Genomic DNA, 15,662 nt, shown 5'->3' with positions numbered 1-15,662 from the left:
GCACGACCGGCCGTCTCAGGGTCGAGTGGGGGCCGACCCTGATGCCGCCGCCCGCCCCGACATGTGACGATCGGAGCATGCCAGCCGCCACGCCCCGAGCCGCAAGCTCCCTCACCGCCGACCCGGAGGAGCCACCGCTGCGCAAGCTGTACCGCAGCGCCGACGGGCGGATGCTGGGCGGCGTCGCGCGCGGACTCGCCGGGCATCTCGGGCTGCCCGTCGCCTGGGTGCGGTTCGTCTTCCTCGGCCTGTTCTTCGCGGACGGCCTCGGTGCGCTGCTGTACGCCGTGTTCTGGATCGTCGTCCCGCTCGGCGTCGGCGGGGTCGAGGCGCCGCGCTCCGTCTTCGAGACCGGCGTCGACGGCCGGCGCCGGCTCCGCAAGCCCGACAAGGGGCAGCTCTTCGCCCTCATAGCGTTGCTGATCGGCGCTGTCGTCTTCGTCGGCAACGTCGACATGGGCAGCAAGGCCGACCGTTACATCTGGCCGACGCTGCTGATCGGCGCGGGTTCCGTCCTGGTGTGGCGGCAGGCCGACAATGCCCGGCGGGCCCGCTGGATGGAGGTCGGCAGCCGCCGCCGGGTGCTGCATCTGGCCCGCGGGCTGGCCGGGGTCGCCCTGGTCGGCCTGGGTCTCGCCGGCTTCATGGTGGTACGCGGCTCCGCGGCTCAGCTCGGCAACGTCCTCACCGCGGCGATCGCCGTCCTCACCGGCATCGCGCTGCTGGCCGGCCCCTATCTCGTACGCATGACCCAGGACCTCTCCGAGGAACGCCTGATGCGTATCAGGGCCCAGGAGCGGGCCGAGGTCGCCGCACATGTCCATGACTCCGTGCTGCACACCCTCACTCTGATCCAGCGCAACGCCGAGGACCCGGGCGAGGTCCGCAGGCTGGCCCGCGCCCAGGAACGAGAACTGCGCAACTGGCTGTACAACCCCCAGGGCACCGGCAAGGACGAGGGCGACGAACCGGAGACCCTCGCCGAAGCGGTCAAGCGTGCCGCCGCCGAGGTCGAGGACAAGCACGGCGTCCCGCTGGAGGTCGTCGTCGTCGGCGACTGCCCGCTCGACGAGAAGCTCACCGCCCAGATGCAGGCTGCACGCGAGGCGATGGTCAACGCCGCGAAGTACGGTGGCGAGGGCGGCGCCGTGCAGGTCTACGCGGAGGTCGAGGGCCGTACGGTCTTCGTCTCGGTACGGGACCGGGGGCCGGGGTTCGATCCGGATTCCGTACCGGCGGACAGAATGGGCGTAAGAGAATCAATCATCGGCCGGATGCAGCGCAACGGCGGTACGGCGCGGCTGCGTTCGGTGCCCGGCGGGGGCACGGAAGTCGAGCTGGAGATGGAGAGGGCGAGCGATGACGGAGACCACTGAGGCAACCGGGGGCCCGGAGCGCCGGGTACGGGTCGTGCTCGTCGACGACCACCGGATGTTCCGCACCGGGGTGCAGGCCGAGATCGGCCGCACCGAGGAGACCGGCGTCGAGGTCGTCGGCGAGGCCGCCGACGTCGACCAGGCGGTCACCGTCATCACGGCGACCCGCCCCGAGGTCGTCCTCCTCGACGTCCACCTGCCGGGCGGTGGCGGCGTCGAGGTGCTGCGCCGCTGCGCCCCGCTGATGGGCGCGGTCGAGAAGCCGGTGCGCTTCCTGGCGCTGTCCGTCTCGGACGCCGCCGAGGACGTCATCGGCGTCATCCGCGGCGGCGCCCGCGGCTACGTGACCAAGACGATCACCGGCACCGACCTGATCGACTCGGTGTTCCGGGTCCAGGAGGGCGACGCCGTGTTCTCGCCCAGGCTGGCCGGCTTCGTTCTCGACGCGTTCGCCTCGACGGACGCGCCGCCGGTCGACGAGGACCTGGACCGGCTGACGCAGCGCGAGCGCGAGGTGCTGCGGCTGATCGCCCGCGGCTATGCGTACAAGGAGATCGCCAAGCAGCTGTTCATCTCGGTGAAGACGGTCGAGTCGCATGTCTCGGCGGTGCTGCGGAAGCTCCAGCTGTCGAACCGGCACGAGCTGACGCGGTGGGCGACGGCTCGACGGCTGGTCTGAACTCCGGAAGCGCACCGGCGGGGCCGGGAGCCCCGCAGGCGCACCGGTGGGGCCGAGACTCCCGAGGTGCTCACGCGGGGTCGAGCGAGATGTTCAGCTTCTCGCCGATCCTGCGGTATCCGATGCCCGCATAGATCCGTTCCACATCGGCGTCGCCCGGCTCCAGCCACACCACCCGGCACCCCCGCGCGAACGCGGTCGCGGTCAGATGCGCGGAGAGCGCGGCGCCGATGCCGCGGCGGCGGAACGTGTCGGCGACGGCGAGACCGGCCAGTTCGGTGAGGCCGTCGACCGGGACCGAGCAGCCGCCCGCGCCCGCCGGGACGCCGTCCACGGTGGCGAGGGCCGCCACGCCGCCGCCCGTCACCGCGTTGCGCAGCCAGGCCGCCTCGCCGCCCTCGGGTTCGCCCGTCCCGCCGTAGCCGTGGTGCTGTACGCGGGCGGCGGCGTCGAACTCCGCGTCGGTGGCCGGTTCGACGATCACGAGGGCGTCCACCGGCTTCGGCGGCAGGAGGTCGCCGGGGGCGCAGGCCAGGATCGGGGCCCGGTTCTCGACGGTGAAACCGGCGGCGATCAGCGCGGGTTCGACGGCGGGTGCCCCACTGGGCAGATACTCCAGACGCGGCATCCGGTCCCGCTCGCGGAACGCGGCGATCAGCGCCTGCACATCGGCCGCCGTCGGCTCGGCCCCCTGGTCCGGGATCGCGTAATTGGCGTACTTCAGCTGCCAGCCGGGGTTGTGGCGGACGGTGAACGGGCCGACCCGCAGATGGTCGGGGGAGCGCAGGGCGAGCGTACGGCTGTGGCTCTGGACGTCCGCGTCCATGGGCATGTGCGAGTCTCCTTCGACCGGCCCGGTGGGACTCCGGGCTGCGGCAGCCGGGAGCCTATGCCACCCGGGTCGCCCCGGCGAAGGGCATTTCGTCGATCGGCGCGATGCGGACCGGTGCACCGGGGTGCGGCGCGTGGATCATCCGGCCGTCGCCGATGTACAGGCCGACATGGCTGACGCCGGAGTAGAAGAACACCAGGTCGCCGGGGGCGAGTTCGGAGCGGGAGATGCGTTCTCCGGCGTTGATCTGCGTGTACGTGGTGCGCGGGAGCGAGACGCCGGCGGAGCGCCAGGCGGCCTGGGTCAGCCCGGAGCAGTCGAACGAGGTCGGACCGGTCGCGCCCCAGACGTACGGCCTGCCCAGCGCCCCGTAGGCGAACGCGACGGCCTCCGCGGCACGGGCATTGGGGGCGGCCTGTGCGGCTCCGGCGCGCTGCGTGCTGCGATCGGCGTGGCCGGCGGCGGAGCGTGCGGTGCCCCACTGCTCGTACGCGGCGCGCTGCGCGGGCGACAGGGTGTCCAGGAGCCGCTGGGCGTCGGCCAGTTTGGCCCTGACCGTCGTGCGGTGCTTCTTCAGTTCGGCCTGGCGGGTGCCCAGTGCCGCCAGTTCCTCCTTCGCCTCGGCGCGCAGCTGGGCGATCTCGGTGACCTGCCGCTGCACCTTGGAGACCTCGGTGGCCTGGCGGTCGGCGATCCGGTCCACGTACGAGGCCCGTTGCAGGTACTCGTCGGGGTCGGAGGAGAGCGCCAGCTGCACGGCGGGGTCGATGCCTCCGGTGCGGTACTGGGCGGCGGCGAGCGAACCGAGTGCGTTGCGGGAGGCGTTGAGGCGTTCGGTCCTGCGGGCGGCTTCGTCGCGCAACGCGCCCAGGGACTTGGCGGTGGCGGCCGCCTTCTCCTTCGCGCCGTTGTACTGCTCGGTGGCGACCTCCGCCTCGTGGTACAGCCGGTCCACCTTGGCCTTGACCTGGGCGGGAGTGAGCTGCGGATCGGCGTGTGCGGCCCCAGGCAGGGCGGCAGCTGTTGCGGCCCCGGCGAACGCGAGGGTGGCTGCGGTGCGGGCAGCAGAGCCGGTATACGGGCGCTGCTTGGGTTTTCGATGCACTGCCACGAGGGCGGGGCTCCTTGCTGTCGACTGCCCGTCGGGGCCTACCGGCGGGCCCGCGGAGGTCCGACGGCGAGCCAGCAGGGGGAGCGGCTCGCCGCCGGACTCTTCGGCGGGGCGACCGGGCCGCCGCCCGCGTGCGGAGCGTCGGTGAAGCCGGTCACCTGGATAGGGACGCTAAACCCGGGGCACGAGGAAGAGTCGTAATGACGGCTATTGCCCGAATTTGGCGAGGCGATGCCATCAAGTGATCGGAGAAAACGCGCCAGAGTCAGGCAATTGGTGCAAATGCGAGTGAAACACCAAGGAGCCCCCACCTCGCCGGAGAGCGGCGTTACGGCCCCGGCTAGGCTGCGGCCCCATGGACGTACTCATCAATGTCTTCGTCGCGCTGCACATCATCGGTATCGCCGCCCTCCTGGGCGGCTTCCTGACCCAGATGAAGGCGATGGGTGCGGGCACGGCGCGCTTCGTCCCGGCGATGCTGCACGGTGCGCTGACCATGCTGGTCACCGGTATCGCACTGGTCGGGCTCAACCAGGCGGACGACCAGCCGGTCAACAACATCAAGATCGGTGTGAAGCTGGCGGTCCTGGTCGTGATCCTCGCGCTGGTGTACGTCAAGCGGGACGAGGAGAAGGTCGAGAAGGGCGTCTTCGCGGCCGTCGGCGGGCTGACGGTCGCCAATATCTTCATCGCGACGCTCTGGACCTGAGCCGGCCGCTGCCGCCCGAGCCGGTCCCTGTCCTTCATGGCGCGAGTCCCCGCCGGATCCTTCCGGCGGGGGCTCGTCGCTGTCCGGGACCGCGGCTACGCGGGCCGCACGCTGCCGTAGATCGGCATGTAGTAGATCGACTCCTCGCGGACATTCGCGCCCGGCTTCGGGGCGTGGATCATCATGCCGTCGCCCTTGTAGATGCCGACGTGGCTGATGTCGTCGTAGAAGAAGACGAGGTCGCCCGGCTGCAGATCCGCCGTCGCGATCCGCGTGCCGATCTCCACCTGGTCCCAGGTGGTACGGGGGATGTCGACGCCCGCCGCCTTCCAGGCGGCCTGGGTCAGTCCCGAGCAGTCGTACGACGAGGGGCCCGTCGCGCCCCAGACGTACGGCTTGCCTATCTGGGCGCGGGCGAAGGCGAGGACCTTGTCGGCCTTCGTGGTGGCGCTGCTGTCCGAGCCGGTCCCCGTGCCGCTGCCCGTTCCCGTATCGCCGCCGGATCCGGCCTGCTTCGCGGCCTCCTCGGCCTTGCGGTCCGCCTCGGCCTTGGCGGCTGCCTGCTGACGGGCCAGCTCCTCGGCCTTGCGCTTGGCCTCCGCCTCCTTCTTGCGCTCCAGTGCCGCGAGCCGCGCCTTCTCCTCGGCAGTCAGCTTCGACAGCATCGCGCGCGCCTCGCCCAGCTTCTTCTGGACGTTCTCCTTGCTGGTCCGCAGCGTGGCCTGCGACTCGGTGAGCGTCTCCAGGCTCTTCGCCGCCTCGGCGCGCTTCTTCGACGCCGCGGCCTGCTGCGTACGGAAGTCCGTGACCGCCTTCTGCTGCCGGCCCGCCATCCGGCCCATCAGCTGGTTCTGGTCGAAGTACGCCTGCGGGTCGTCGGCCAGGAAGAAGGTGGCGCTCGGCGCGATGGAGCCGGTGCGGTACTGCGCCGCCGCGTAGTTGCCGAGCGTCCTGCGCGCATCGTTCAGCTTGTCGGCACGCTTTGCGACGTCGTCCAGCAGCGCGTCGACCTTGCCCCGCTGTGCGGCGGAGGCCTCCTTCGCCTGGTTGTACTGCTGGGTCGCGGTGCCCGCCTGCCGGTAGAGGTCGTCGACCTTCTTCTGCACGTCCTCGATGCTGGGCCTCGGCGAGGCCGGGGCAGCCGTGGCGCTCTGCGTGGAGAGCAGGGTCACACCTGCCAGTGCGGCCGTCGTGAGCCCGACGGCAGGAGTGGTGGAGCGCACACGGGTGCGCGGTTTGCGATGCGACGCCAAGGCCGGCATCTCCTTCCGTGGACCGCCTACCGGGTTAGCTGTCGGGTTCGGGCGGAACGGAAGGCTGCCCTACGGTCCGAATGGGAAGATATGGACCGATTCACCCCGGTGATGCGTGTGGGTCCCCGGTTCCGAACTCTCGTGAGGGCAGCCCGGATTCGGCGTGGGAGCCCGCTCGGCGTGGTTCGCCTCAGGGGGTACGGGCCGCCCGACCGAGCACGCTAGCCAACCCGTGGTGCTGCTGTGAAGGTTGATGTTCGATATGCCCGATACATTTTCGTGACCTCGGCGACGGGGGTGGGGGTGCGGGCCGGGCGGCCCCCTCTTCCCCTACGCGGTGTGGGCACGCGATCTCCGTATGTGCCCGTGCGCCGGGCACGGTTCGCCATGCGGCCGCACGGTGTCGGTGCGGCGGCCTAGACTCGTCAAGCGATGAGCAGCCTCTTTGACGACAGTTTCCTGGCCGGCCTCCAGCACTCGGAGGAAGAGCCCCCGCCGCCCCCCGAGGACTCCGCACCCGAAGCGGTGCCGGAGGACCTCTTCGCGGGCGTGTTCGACGCGCCCCCGCCGCCCAGGGACGCGTACTACCGGGACGGCGCCCACCGCCCAGTGATCGACGCTGCCGCCCTGCTCGACGGGTTGAACACCGAGCAGCGCGCCGCCGTCGTGCACGCAGGGTCGCCGCTGCTCATCGTCGCCGGGGCCGGCTCCGGCAAGACCCGGGTGCTCACCCACCGCATCGCCCATCTGCTGGCCGAGCGCGGGGTGCACCCCGGCCAGATCCTGGCGATCACCTTCACCAACAAGGCCGCGGGCGAGATGAAGGAGCGCGTCGAGCAGCTCGTCGGACCGCGCGCCAACGCCATGTGGGTCATGACGTTCCACAGCGCGTGCGTACGGATCCTGCGCCGCGAGTCGAAGAGGCTCGGCTTCACCTCGTCGTTCTCGATCTACGACGCCGCCGACTCCAAGCGGCTGATGGCCCTGGTCTGCCGCGATCTGGACCTCGACCCGAAGCGCTTCCCGCCGAAGTCGTTCACGGCGAAGGTCTCGAACCTGAAGAACGAGCTGATCGACGAGGAGACCTTCGCCGGGCAGGCCGCGGACGGTTTCGAGAAGACGCTCGCCCAGGCCTACGCGATGTACCAGTCCCGGCTGCGCGAGGCCAACGCACTGGACTTCGACGACATCATCATGACCACGGTCCATCTGCTCCAGGCGTTCCCCGATGTCGCCGAGCACTACCGTCGCCGCTTCAGGCACGTCCTCGTCGACGAGTACCAGGACACCAACCACGCGCAGTACACGCTCGTACGCGAACTGGTGGGCCCGGCCGGACCGGCCGACGCCCCCGCCGAGCTGTGCGTCGTGGGTGACGCGGACCAGTCGATCTACGCCTTCCGCGGCGCGACCATCCGCAACATCCTCCAGTTCGAGGAGGACTACCCGAACGCGACGACGATCCTGCTGGAGCAGAACTACCGCTCCACGCAGACGATTCTCTCCGCGGCCAACGCGGTCATCGAACGCAACGAGAGCCGCCGCCCCAAGAACCTCTGGACGAACGCGGGCGAGGGCGCCCGGATCACCGGCTATGTCGCCGACACCGAGCACGACGAGGCGCAGTTCGTCGCCGACGAGATCGACCGGCTGACCGACGCGGGCGACGCCAAGGCGGGCGATGTCGCCATCTTCTACCGGACGAACGCGCAGTCCCGGGTCTTCGAAGAGATCTTCATCCGCGTCGGACTGCCCTACAAGGTCGTCGGCGGCGTGCGCTTCTACGAGCGCAAGGAGGTCCGGGACATCCTGGCCTACCTCCGGGTCCTCGCCAACCCCGAGGACACCGTCCCGCTGCGCCGCATTCTGAACGTGCCGAAGCGTGGCATCGGCGACCGCGCCGAGGCGATGATCGACGCCCTGTCGCTGCGCGAGAAGATCACGTTCCCGCAGGCGCTGCGCCGCGTCGACGAGGCGTACGGCATGGCGGCCCGCTCGGCCAACGCCGTCAAGCGGTTCAACACGCTGATGGAGGAGCTGCGCACGATCGTCGAGTCGGGCGCGGGCCCCGCCGTGGTACTGGAGGCGGTTCTGGAGCGGACCGGCTATCTCGCGGAACTCCAGGCGTCCACCGACCCGCAGGACGAGACCCGCATCGAGAACCTGCAGGAACTCGCCGCCGTCGCGCTCGAGTTCGAGCAGGAGCGGGGGGAGTCCGACGCAGGGGAAGGCGCGAGTGCGGGCACGCTCGCCGAATTCCTGGAGAAGGTCGCGCTCGTCGCCGACTCCGACCAGATCCCCGACGAGGACACGGACGGCTCCGGCGTCATCACGCTGATGACGCTGCACACCGCCAAGGGCCTCGAATTCCCGGTGGTGTTCCTGACCGGCATGGAGGACGGCGTCTTCCCGCACATGCGCGCGCTGGGACAGGTCAAGGAGCTGGAGGAGGAGCGGCGCCTCGCCTACGTCGGGATCACCCGGGCCCGTGAGCGGCTCTATCTGACCCGGGCGGCGATGCGCAGTGCGTGGGGGCAGCCCTCGTACAACCCGCCGTCGCGGTTCCTCGAGGAGATCCCGGACCAGCATCTGCAGTGGAAGCGGACCGGACCGATGGCGGCCCCGGCCGGACCGACGTCGGGGATCACGTCCTCGCTGTCCTCGTCGCGCTCGCGCTCGGGCCCCTCGGGATTTGCGACCCGGCGCACCTCGGACAAGCCGACGATCACGCTGGTGGTCGGGGACCGGGTCACGCACGACCAGTTCGGGCTCGGCACGGTGACGGCGGTCGAGGGGGTCGGCGACCAGGCGAAGGCGACGGTCGACTTCGGGGACGAACGGCCGAAGAAGCTGCTGCTGCGGTACGCGCCGGTGGAGAAGCTCTAGGCAGGACGCCCCTGGGGGCGCTGACGGCGGTGGTGGCCGGCGTGGAAGTGCCTGCCACCACTCGCCGTGGATCCCTGCGGCTGCTCAGGTCGGGTCGAGGCCGTGGCTGCGGAGCCAGGGCAACGGGTCTATGGCCGCGCCGCCACCGGGCCGGACCTCGAAGTGCAGGTGCGGGCCCGTGGAGTTCCCGGAGTTTCCGGAGTACGCGATGACGTCACCGGCCTTGACCGGGCCCGAGCGGATCTTGGTGCTGCTGAGGTGGCAGTACCAGGTCTCGGTGCCGTCGGCCATGGTGACGATGGCCATGTTTCCGTAGGCGCTGTTCCACTGGGTGCGTACGGTGCCGTCCGTCGCGGCCATCACCGGGGTGCCGTACGAGACGGGGAAGTCGATGCCCGTGTGCACGGACATCCAGTTGACGCCCGCCTGGCCGAAGTAGGCGCTGAGGCCGTGCTGCGCGACCGGCAGGAGGAACTTGGGCCGCAGAGCCTCCTTGCGCGCGGCCTCTTCCTCGCGCTTCTTCTTCTCGGCCGCCTGCCGCTCCTTCAGGTCGATGCGCTCCTGGGTACGGCTGGCGCGGTCGGCGAAGTTCTCCGCGTCGGCGCTGAGGTTGGCGAGCTGGGTGTCCAGCTTGTTGTTGGCGGCGACCGGCTTGACGGTGCCGGGGTCGGCAGCCGCCATCGACATGGTGTCGTCCTTCTCCTCGCCGCTGCCGAGCCCGCCGACGGAGGCGGCGGCGATACCGGCGACGCTCATCACGCAGGCGGAGGGAACGGCGACGGTGAGGAGTGCGGAACGCTTCGCGGGGGTGCGACGCCGACTGCGGCTGCCGCCACGGGTGCTGGGGCGGCTCATGGGGCGGGGGATGTCGTCGGCGCTGCGGTCCGCCACGCGGTCGGTGTCGAGGTCGTCGCTGTCGCTGTCGCCGTCACTGTCGTCGACGATGTCGGTGGCGGCGGCGAGGTCCGTGTCGGGCAGGCTGAACTCGGCCGTGCGGTAGGGCTCGTACGGATCGTAGGAGCCCTGGTCCGCGTACGACTCGTACGACTCATGCGCCTCGTACGAATCCTGGGCGCTGTGCGCAGTTTGTTCGGGTTCGTACGACTCCTGCGCGGTGTGCGCAGTTTGCGCGGTTTGCTGATCGTGTCCGGGCGTGGCGCCGGTGTTCCAGGCGGTGGCGTCGTACGCGCCGGTGTCGTAGGCGGCCGTCCCGGCTGTCGTCCACTGACCGTCCTGATACCAGCCGTTGGTGTCCCACTGGCCCGACGACTCCGGGGCGCCGCCCTGTGCGGGAATGCCACCGGTATCCGGCATCCAGGTCGCGGTGGTGGCGTACTGCTGCGGCTGCTGGGTCCCGTACGCGGCATAGGGGTCGTACGCGGCGGTCTGCTGCACGCCGGCGTTCCACTGACTCGAGTCGTACTGGCCGCTGTATCCGGCCTGTCCGGCGTCGTAACCGCCGTCGTAGCCACCGTTGTAGCCGGTGGTGTCGTACGTGCCGTCGTAGCTGCCCGGGAGGGAGCCGAAGAGCGGGTCGTTGTCGAAGCTGCCCGTGGAGTGGCTGTCGTAACCGACATACCCGGCGTGGGGGTGCTGGTCGTTCACCAACTTCTCTCTCGCCTCGGCAGCAGGACCTGGGGTCTGGGTCCGGTGGGGGATCCCAGGGGGAAAGCAGTGGCCGCGACTGTACCCGCCGGTATGCGACGCCGACAATCTTCGTCAGGTTTTGGCCGCTCAGGAAACGGGCAATCGGCCGCCTTTCGACGGACTGTGCACAGAGCTTTGGCTCTATGTTCGAAACGCGTTCTATTTTCTGGGACTGTCCGGGCGGCCCGGGGCGCGGGTGGGCGACCCTCATCGCGGCGTGGCGGCCTTGCGCGGTGAGGATTCCGGTCTTCCTCAGGCCACTGACGCGGTACCCGCGAGTCCGGGGGCCGCTTCCGGGGACTCGAGCGCCTGGCGGATCCCGGCGGCGACCGCCGGGTGGACCGGCAGCGCGAGATGGCCGATCCCGCTGACGCGTACGTTCTGGGCATCGAGGTCCGGATGGTCGATGCAGGCCGCCTCGGCCGGGACGATCACCTGGTCCAGCTCGCTCCAGAAGCTCACGAACCGGGTCCGGCAGCCGGGCGCGGGCCGGCGCAGCTCCTCGATCGGGGCGGAACCGCTGCGCATCTGGCGCACGATCGGATGCGCGCTGGCCATCGGGGCGACGGCCGTGCCGCCGTGCGGGGTGCCGAGAGTGACCAGGGTGCGGACCCGTCGGTCACCGCCGAGTCGCTGCACGTAATAACGGGCTATCAGGCCACCGAGGCTGTGCCCGACGATGTCGACCTCATGGTGCCCGGTGCGGCCGCAGATCTCCTCGATGTGCCGGCCGAGCAGCTCGGCGGCCGTACGGATGTCGCAGGTCAGCGGCGAGTAGTTGAGGGACTCCAGATGGTGCCAGCCGTGCCGGGTGAGGGAGCGACGCAGCAGGACGAAGACGGAGCGGTTGTCGATGAACCCGTGGAGCAGGACGACGGGCGGCCGGTCGGGGCTCTCGACGGGAAGGGCCGGGGTACCGGCCGGTGCGGTGGACGGCTCGAAGGGCGGCTCGGACGGGCGCGCGGGATCCCGTCGCTCGCTGGTGATGCCGGCGGGATAGAGGAGCACATGCCCGGCGAGCACGATCAGCTCCAGTGCGGTGGCCCTCAGCAGTGCCGATGACAGCCAGGCGCGGCGCAGACACGGCTCGCGCAGCATCGATGGAAGGAAAGGCAGGACCTTCATGACCCTCATGGCCGACCTCCTGCTCGGCGCACGGGGAGGCGGCTCCGGTCCCCGTATGCCCTCATGGGCGCCGTGGCAGAGGTGTGGGCGGGGGCTGGTCGGGCCCCTGGTGCCGTACCGCCGTGCCGTGCGGCTGGCGGCGCGGTGGTACGGCGGCCTCGTAGCGGCTCCCCTGGCGTCCGTCCCGCGCGGCGGGTGTGCCGCGTGATGTGGGAACGGAGCCTGGCGAACATGTCCCAGGTGTGATTTCCCCCTCCCGGTACACCGCGAAACGGCGGGTTGCGGGATGCTGTCGATAACGTTCGTTCACATCCCCGGCCCTTCAGGCACGGGAGACGCATGTGGAGGCAGTGATGGGTGTGACCGGTCCGATCCGTGTGGTGGTGGCCAAGCCGGGCCTCGACGGCCATGACCGCGGCGCCAAGGTGATCGCGCGAGCGCTGCGCGATGCCGGTATGGAGGTCATCTACACCGGGCTCCACCAGACGCCCGAGCAGATCGTGGACACCGCGATCCAGGAGGACGCCGACGCGATCGGGCTCTCGATCCTCTCCGGCGCGCACAACACGCTCTTCGCCAAGGTGATCGAGCTGCTCAAGGAGCGCGACGCGGAGGACATCAAGGTGTTCGGCGGCGGCATCATTCCGGAGGCGGACATCGCGCCGCTGAAGGAACAGGGCGTCGCGGCGATCTTCACCCCGGGAGCGACGACGGCGTCGATCGTCGACTGGGTGAACGCGAACGTCCGCCAGCCCGCAGAAGCCTGACCCCGGCAGAGGGCGGTCCAGGCCCGCCCCAGCCGGGTCGACGCCCGCCCCGGTCCGCCTGTCGCGTCTCCCGCGGCACGCGGTCCGGTGGCCCTGTGCCCGGGGCGAAATCCAGGACCGGCGCGGCCCGCGCAACCCGCCTTCGCGGCCGCACCAGCCGCCCAGGCCCGCCTACGCCGTCTCCGCCCCCAGCTCCGCATCCATCGCCGCGCGCAGCCGCAGCGTGGAGACCAGGCGCCGGAACGCCTCCGACCAGTAGCCGGCCGCGCCCGGTGACGCTCCTTCCGGCTCGTCCGGGGTGGTCGTGAGGACTTCCAGACGGTCCGCCTCCGCCGGGTTCAGACAGCGCTCGGCCAGCCCCATGACGCCGCTGAAGCTCCATGGGTAACTACCGGCGTCGCGGGCGATGTCGAGCGCGTCGACAACCGATCTGCCGAGCGGCTCCGCCCAGGGGACCGGGCAGACGCCCAGGAGCTGGAACGCCTCCGACAGGCCGTGCGCGGCGACGAAGCCGGCCACCCATGCGGCCCGTTCCGCGCCGGGCAGCGTGGCGAGGAGCTTCGACCGCTCGGCGAGCGACGCCGTACCGGGCCCGTTCGACGGGGGGAGCGAAGGGGGGCCGAGCAGTGCGCGCGCCCACTGCGGATCGCGCTGCCGCACCGCCGCCCGACACCAGGCGGCGTGCAGCTCCTCGCCCCAGCCGTCGGCGACGGGCAGGGCGACGATCTCCTGCGCCGTACGCCCGCCGAACCGCCCCGGCCAGACGGACAGGGGGGTCGCCTCCACCAACTGGCCGAGCCACCAGGACCGTTCGCCCCGTCCGGACGGCGGCACCGCCACCACGCCGTCGCGCTGCAGCGCGGCGTCGCATTCGTGCGGCGCCTCCACGGCGACGGTCGCGTCGCCCGCCGTCAGGTCAAGGTTCACGCACGACGAGGCGCGGGCCGCCATCCGCCCGGCCAGCGCCGACTCCGGCAGCGCGGACAGCAGCTCGGCGGCCGTCGCGCGCACATTGCGGCTGCGGTCGGAGAGGGCCTGCTCCAGGAAGGGTTCGTCCGCGGCGGACAGCCCGGCGCGCAACGAGTCCAGGAACATCAGCCGGTCCTCGGCGCGCTCCGTCGCCCACGTGCTGGTCAGCAGCGCGAGCGCACCACCCGGATCGTGCGCCCGTACGGCCCCGAGCAGCGCGACGCGCTCGGCGAACAGCCCCTCCTCCCAGAGCCGGTGCACCGCATCGGCGTCGGTCACCTCGGGCAGCAGCGAGCTTCCCGACGAGCCGCGCAGCGCGAACTTCCATTCGGGGTTCAGCCCGGCCAGCCACAGCCCACGCGGCCCGGCGAACGCCAGAGCCTGCGGCCGCAGGTCGGTACGCGCCCGGGCCGCGTCCAGCAGAGGTGGCAGCAGCGCCGCCGGGGCCCGGAAACCGCGCAGATTGGCGGCGGCCAGCCACTGCGGGATCAGTTCCGTGAGATCGGGCTCCGCACCGCGCCGGCCGCCCGCACCGCTCGACGCCGACCGGTCGGCGAGCAGCTGGGCGAGCCTTCGGCGCGCGGCGGGCGGCAGGGGCGGCCGCGGGTCGGCGGGCGCTGTTCCGGGCCGGGCGGCCGCGGCAGCGGGCCGCAGCCCGGCTCGGCGCCGCACCGTGTGCAGCGCCGCCGCATCCAGCAGCGCGATCGGCCCCGGCCCGGCTCCCGCCGCGAGCGGTCGGCGGTCGGTGCCGAGCAGCGCCGATGTGAGGAGCTCTTCCCATGGGGTGGTCGTACTGGGCATCGGTTCTGTACCGGGCATCGGTCCTCCTCCAGGGGTCAGATGAGCGGCACGGTCTCGGCCGCACCGTCGTCGGAGCTGTCGGCCCAGGCCGCGAGCGGGTCGAAGCCTCGATGGCCGCATTCGCCGAAGACGGTGACCGGCGCGCCGCCGGAGATCGCCACGAGCTTCCACAGACCCGGCCGGGACAGTGCCGACGGGGTGACGGGCAGGGCCGCATCGCCTGCCGCGTCCACCAGTTGCCAGCCGTCGCCCGACGGCACCGGTATGACCCCGCGCAGGGTGACCGGCCAGGACTCCAGCCAGGGGTCGTCCCGAAGGGCCTGCCCGTACGCGGCGACCGCGGCCGTCGCCGTGGAGCCCGGCGGGGGAGCACCGGTCGGCACCGGCGCACCGAACTGCGCGCCCAGCTCCGCCCTCAGCTGCCCGGCCCCTCGGTACGGCGTGAGCTCGGCGTCGATGGTGACGCCCACCGGCAGGGCCTGACCGGGGGAGCGTCCGGCCGCCCCGAAGGACAGCAGCAGTGCGGTGCGGCCCGAGCCCTTCCCGGACAACCAGATCCGGCGCGTGACGATCTTGCCGTCCGGGGTGTCGTACTGGGCGAGGACCAGCCAGTGGTCGCGGACCGGTGGGCCATCGACGGAGCCTGTCAGACCCACTCGGGTGCGCACCGTCGCCGCCAGCGGCTCCGGCAGCCGGTCGATGCCCAGCCACGCGGTGTCCAGCAGGTGCAGCAGCGCACACTCCTCGAGCAGCCGCACCGGCCAGCCGGGTCCGGACGCCGGGATCGCCCCCAACTCCTTCACCCGGCCCGCCAGTCCCGGAGCCTGGGCGTCGACCATGCGGGCCGCCGTCTCCTCCCACAGCCCGTACCCCGACTGGTCGGCCGCCGCCAGGCCGCCGCGCAGCAGATCCGTCAGCCGCTGCTCCAACTCCTGTGCGCCGCCGGTGATCCGCTCGGCCCGGCGCTCGGCGCGCCGCCTCGCGGCCGCCGGGTCGGACGGGCCCGCACCGGCGCCGACCGCGTCTCCCCCGGCCGGCTCGGCCTTCTGCGCCGCCCGTCTGCGACGGCCGTCCAGCCACTCCCCGGCCCAGTCCGGCACCTCCGCCGGGCCGAGCACCGCCTCGTCCGACGCCCAGAGCAGCAGCAGTCCCAGCGCGTGCTTGCACGGGAACTTCCGGCTGGGGCAACTGCACTTGTACGCGGGGCCTGTCGTATCGACCACTGTCTGATACGGCTTGCTTCCGCTCCCCTTGCACAGCCCCCACACCGCACCCGATCCGTCGCAGCCCGCGCCGGTCCATGGGCCGGCCGAACCGAGCCTGCCGCCGGCCTTGCGTGACGACTCGTCAGGAGCCAGGACCAGGACCTGCTCCACCGTCCAGCGCACCACCGGAGCAGCGGTGCGCAAGGGTTCTCCCCCGTGAGATAGCAGCATGGCAACGACGGTAGGGCGCGGCACTGACAATCGCTCCGACCTGCGGAAAGACCGTGGGAAGGGTCGATTGT

General features: G+C 71.5%; 12 protein-coding genes and 1 riboswitch. Of the genes, 5 read left to right on the top strand and 7 right to left on the bottom strand.

Annotation, left to right across the window (positions count from 1 at the left end):
• Nucleotides 1-77 precede the first annotated feature (77 nt).
• Both OHA88_RS20510 and OHA88_RS20505 read left to right on the top strand, forming a co-directional pair.
• A complete protein-coding gene (locus OHA88_RS20510; RefSeq protein WP_328626605.1) occupies nt 78-1,376 on the top strand; it encodes a PspC domain-containing protein in 1,299 nt (432 codons plus the stop codon).
• Nucleotides 1,360-2,055, top strand: coding sequence for a LuxR C-terminal-related transcriptional regulator (locus OHA88_RS20505; protein WP_267002852.1), 696 nt, complete (start codon nt 1,360-1,362; stop codon nt 2,053-2,055). Before OHA88_RS20510 ends, OHA88_RS20505 begins: the two co-directional genes overlap by 17 nt.
• Before the next feature lie 70 nt (nt 2,056-2,125).
• Here OHA88_RS20505 and OHA88_RS20500 read toward each other — a convergent pair whose 3' ends face one another.
• Both OHA88_RS20500 and OHA88_RS20495 read right to left on the bottom strand, forming a co-directional pair.
• Nucleotides 2,126-2,887: a GNAT family N-acetyltransferase gene (locus tag OHA88_RS20500; protein WP_328626604.1), complete on the bottom strand. Its 762-nt coding sequence runs from the start codon at nt 2,885-2,887 to the stop codon at nt 2,126-2,128.
• Nucleotides 2,888-2,942: 55 nt separating this feature from the next.
• Nucleotides 2,943-3,998 carry a C40 family peptidase gene (locus tag OHA88_RS20495; RefSeq protein WP_328626603.1) on the bottom strand — a complete coding sequence of 352 codons (1,056 nt, stop codon included), beginning with the start codon at nt 3,996-3,998 and terminating at the stop codon, nt 2,943-2,945.
• A 355-nt stretch (nt 3,999-4,353) separates the two neighbouring features.
• On the opposite strand from OHA88_RS20495, the gene OHA88_RS20490 reads away from it, so the two are divergent.
• A complete protein-coding gene (locus tag OHA88_RS20490) occupies nt 4,354-4,707 on the top strand; it encodes a hypothetical protein (protein ID WP_030968979.1) in 354 nt (117 codons plus the stop codon).
• 95 nt (nt 4,708-4,802) lie between these two features.
• Here the strand turns inward: OHA88_RS20490 and OHA88_RS20485 are convergent, their stop codons facing one another.
• A complete protein-coding gene (locus OHA88_RS20485; RefSeq protein WP_328626602.1) occupies nt 4,803-5,969 on the bottom strand; it encodes a C40 family peptidase in 1,167 nt (388 codons plus the stop codon).
• Nucleotides 5,968-6,134, bottom strand: a riboswitch (cyclic di-AMP (ydaO/yuaA leader). It overlaps the preceding gene by 2 nt.
• Nucleotides 6,135-6,392: 258 nt before the next feature.
• Here OHA88_RS20485 and pcrA point away from each other — a divergent pair.
• The gene (gene pcrA / locus OHA88_RS20480; RefSeq protein ID WP_328626601.1) at nt 6,393-8,846 is read left to right on the top strand and encodes a DNA helicase PcrA; all 2,454 of its coding nucleotides are present in this window, start codon (nt 6,393-6,395) and stop codon (nt 8,844-8,846) included.
• Between the two features lie 84 nt (nt 8,847-8,930).
• Here the strand turns inward: pcrA and OHA88_RS20475 are convergent, their stop codons facing one another.
• Both OHA88_RS20475 and OHA88_RS20470 read right to left on the bottom strand, forming a co-directional pair.
• Nucleotides 8,931-10,451: a M23 family metallopeptidase gene (locus tag OHA88_RS20475; protein WP_328626600.1), complete on the bottom strand. Its 1,521-nt coding sequence runs from the start codon at nt 10,449-10,451 to the stop codon at nt 8,931-8,933.
• A 294-nt stretch (nt 10,452-10,745) separates the two neighbouring features.
• Nucleotides 10,746-11,618, bottom strand: coding sequence for an esterase/lipase family protein (locus OHA88_RS20470; protein ID WP_328629744.1), 873 nt, complete (start codon nt 11,616-11,618; stop codon nt 10,746-10,748).
• A 353-nt stretch (nt 11,619-11,971) separates the two neighbouring features.
• On the opposite strand from OHA88_RS20470, the gene OHA88_RS20465 reads away from it, so the two are divergent.
• Nucleotides 11,972-12,385, top strand: coding sequence for a cobalamin B12-binding domain-containing protein (locus OHA88_RS20465; protein WP_030914396.1), 414 nt, complete (start codon nt 11,972-11,974; stop codon nt 12,383-12,385).
• A gap of 171 nt (nt 12,386-12,556) precedes the next feature.
• Here OHA88_RS20465 and OHA88_RS20460 read toward each other — a convergent pair whose 3' ends face one another.
• Nucleotides 12,557-14,173 (bottom strand): DUF5691 domain-containing protein, encoded by a 1,617-nt coding sequence (locus tag OHA88_RS20460; protein WP_328626599.1) that lies wholly within the window; start codon nt 14,171-14,173, stop codon nt 12,557-12,559.
• Between the two features lie 17 nt (nt 14,174-14,190).
• The gene (locus tag OHA88_RS20455; protein ID WP_328626598.1) at nt 14,191-15,591 is read right to left on the bottom strand and encodes an SWIM zinc finger family protein; all 1,401 of its coding nucleotides are present in this window, start codon (nt 15,589-15,591) and stop codon (nt 14,191-14,193) included.
• Nucleotides 15,592-15,662: the final 71 nt, after the last annotated feature.

Source organism: Streptomyces sp. NBC_00353, assembly GCF_036108815.1.
In the GTDB taxonomy this organism is placed as follows: Bacteria; Actinomycetota; Actinomycetes; order Streptomycetales; family Streptomycetaceae; genus Streptomyces.
The sequence above is the reverse complement of the archived record's forward strand: the minus strand, read 5'-3'. Positions and strand labels throughout refer to the sequence as shown.

What these genes read in the sequence shown, in the direction of transcription:
- OHA88_RS20510 (WP_328626605.1), top strand. Translation starts at nt 78, where the DNA reads ATGCCAGCCGCCACGCCCCGAGCCGCAAGCTCCCTCACCGCCGACCCG.
- OHA88_RS20505 (WP_267002852.1), top strand. Translation starts at nt 1,360, where the DNA reads ATGACGGAGACCACTGAGGCAACCGGGGGCCCGGAGCGCCGGGTACGG.
- OHA88_RS20500 (WP_328626604.1), bottom strand. Translation starts at nt 2,887, where the DNA reads ATGCCCATGGACGCGGACGTCCAGAGCCACAGCCGTACGCTCGCCCTG.
- OHA88_RS20490 (WP_030968979.1), top strand. Translation starts at nt 4,354, where the DNA reads ATGGACGTACTCATCAATGTCTTCGTCGCGCTGCACATCATCGGTATC.
- OHA88_RS20485 (WP_328626602.1), bottom strand. Translation starts at nt 5,969, where the DNA reads ATGCCGGCCTTGGCGTCGCATCGCAAACCGCGCACCCGTGTGCGCTCC.
- pcrA (WP_328626601.1), top strand. Translation starts at nt 6,393, where the DNA reads ATGAGCAGCCTCTTTGACGACAGTTTCCTGGCCGGCCTCCAGCACTCG.
- OHA88_RS20470 (WP_328629744.1), bottom strand. Translation starts at nt 11,618, where the DNA reads ATGAAGGTCCTGCCTTTCCTTCCATCGATGCTGCGCGAGCCGTGTCTG.
- OHA88_RS20465 (WP_030914396.1), top strand. Translation starts at nt 11,972, where the DNA reads ATGGGTGTGACCGGTCCGATCCGTGTGGTGGTGGCCAAGCCGGGCCTC.
- OHA88_RS20460 (WP_328626599.1), bottom strand. Translation starts at nt 14,173, where the DNA reads ATGCCCGGTACAGAACCGATGCCCAGTACGACCACCCCATGGGAAGAG.
- OHA88_RS20455 (WP_328626598.1), bottom strand. Translation starts at nt 15,591, where the DNA reads ATGCTGCTATCTCACGGGGGAGAACCCTTGCGCACCGCTGCTCCGGTG.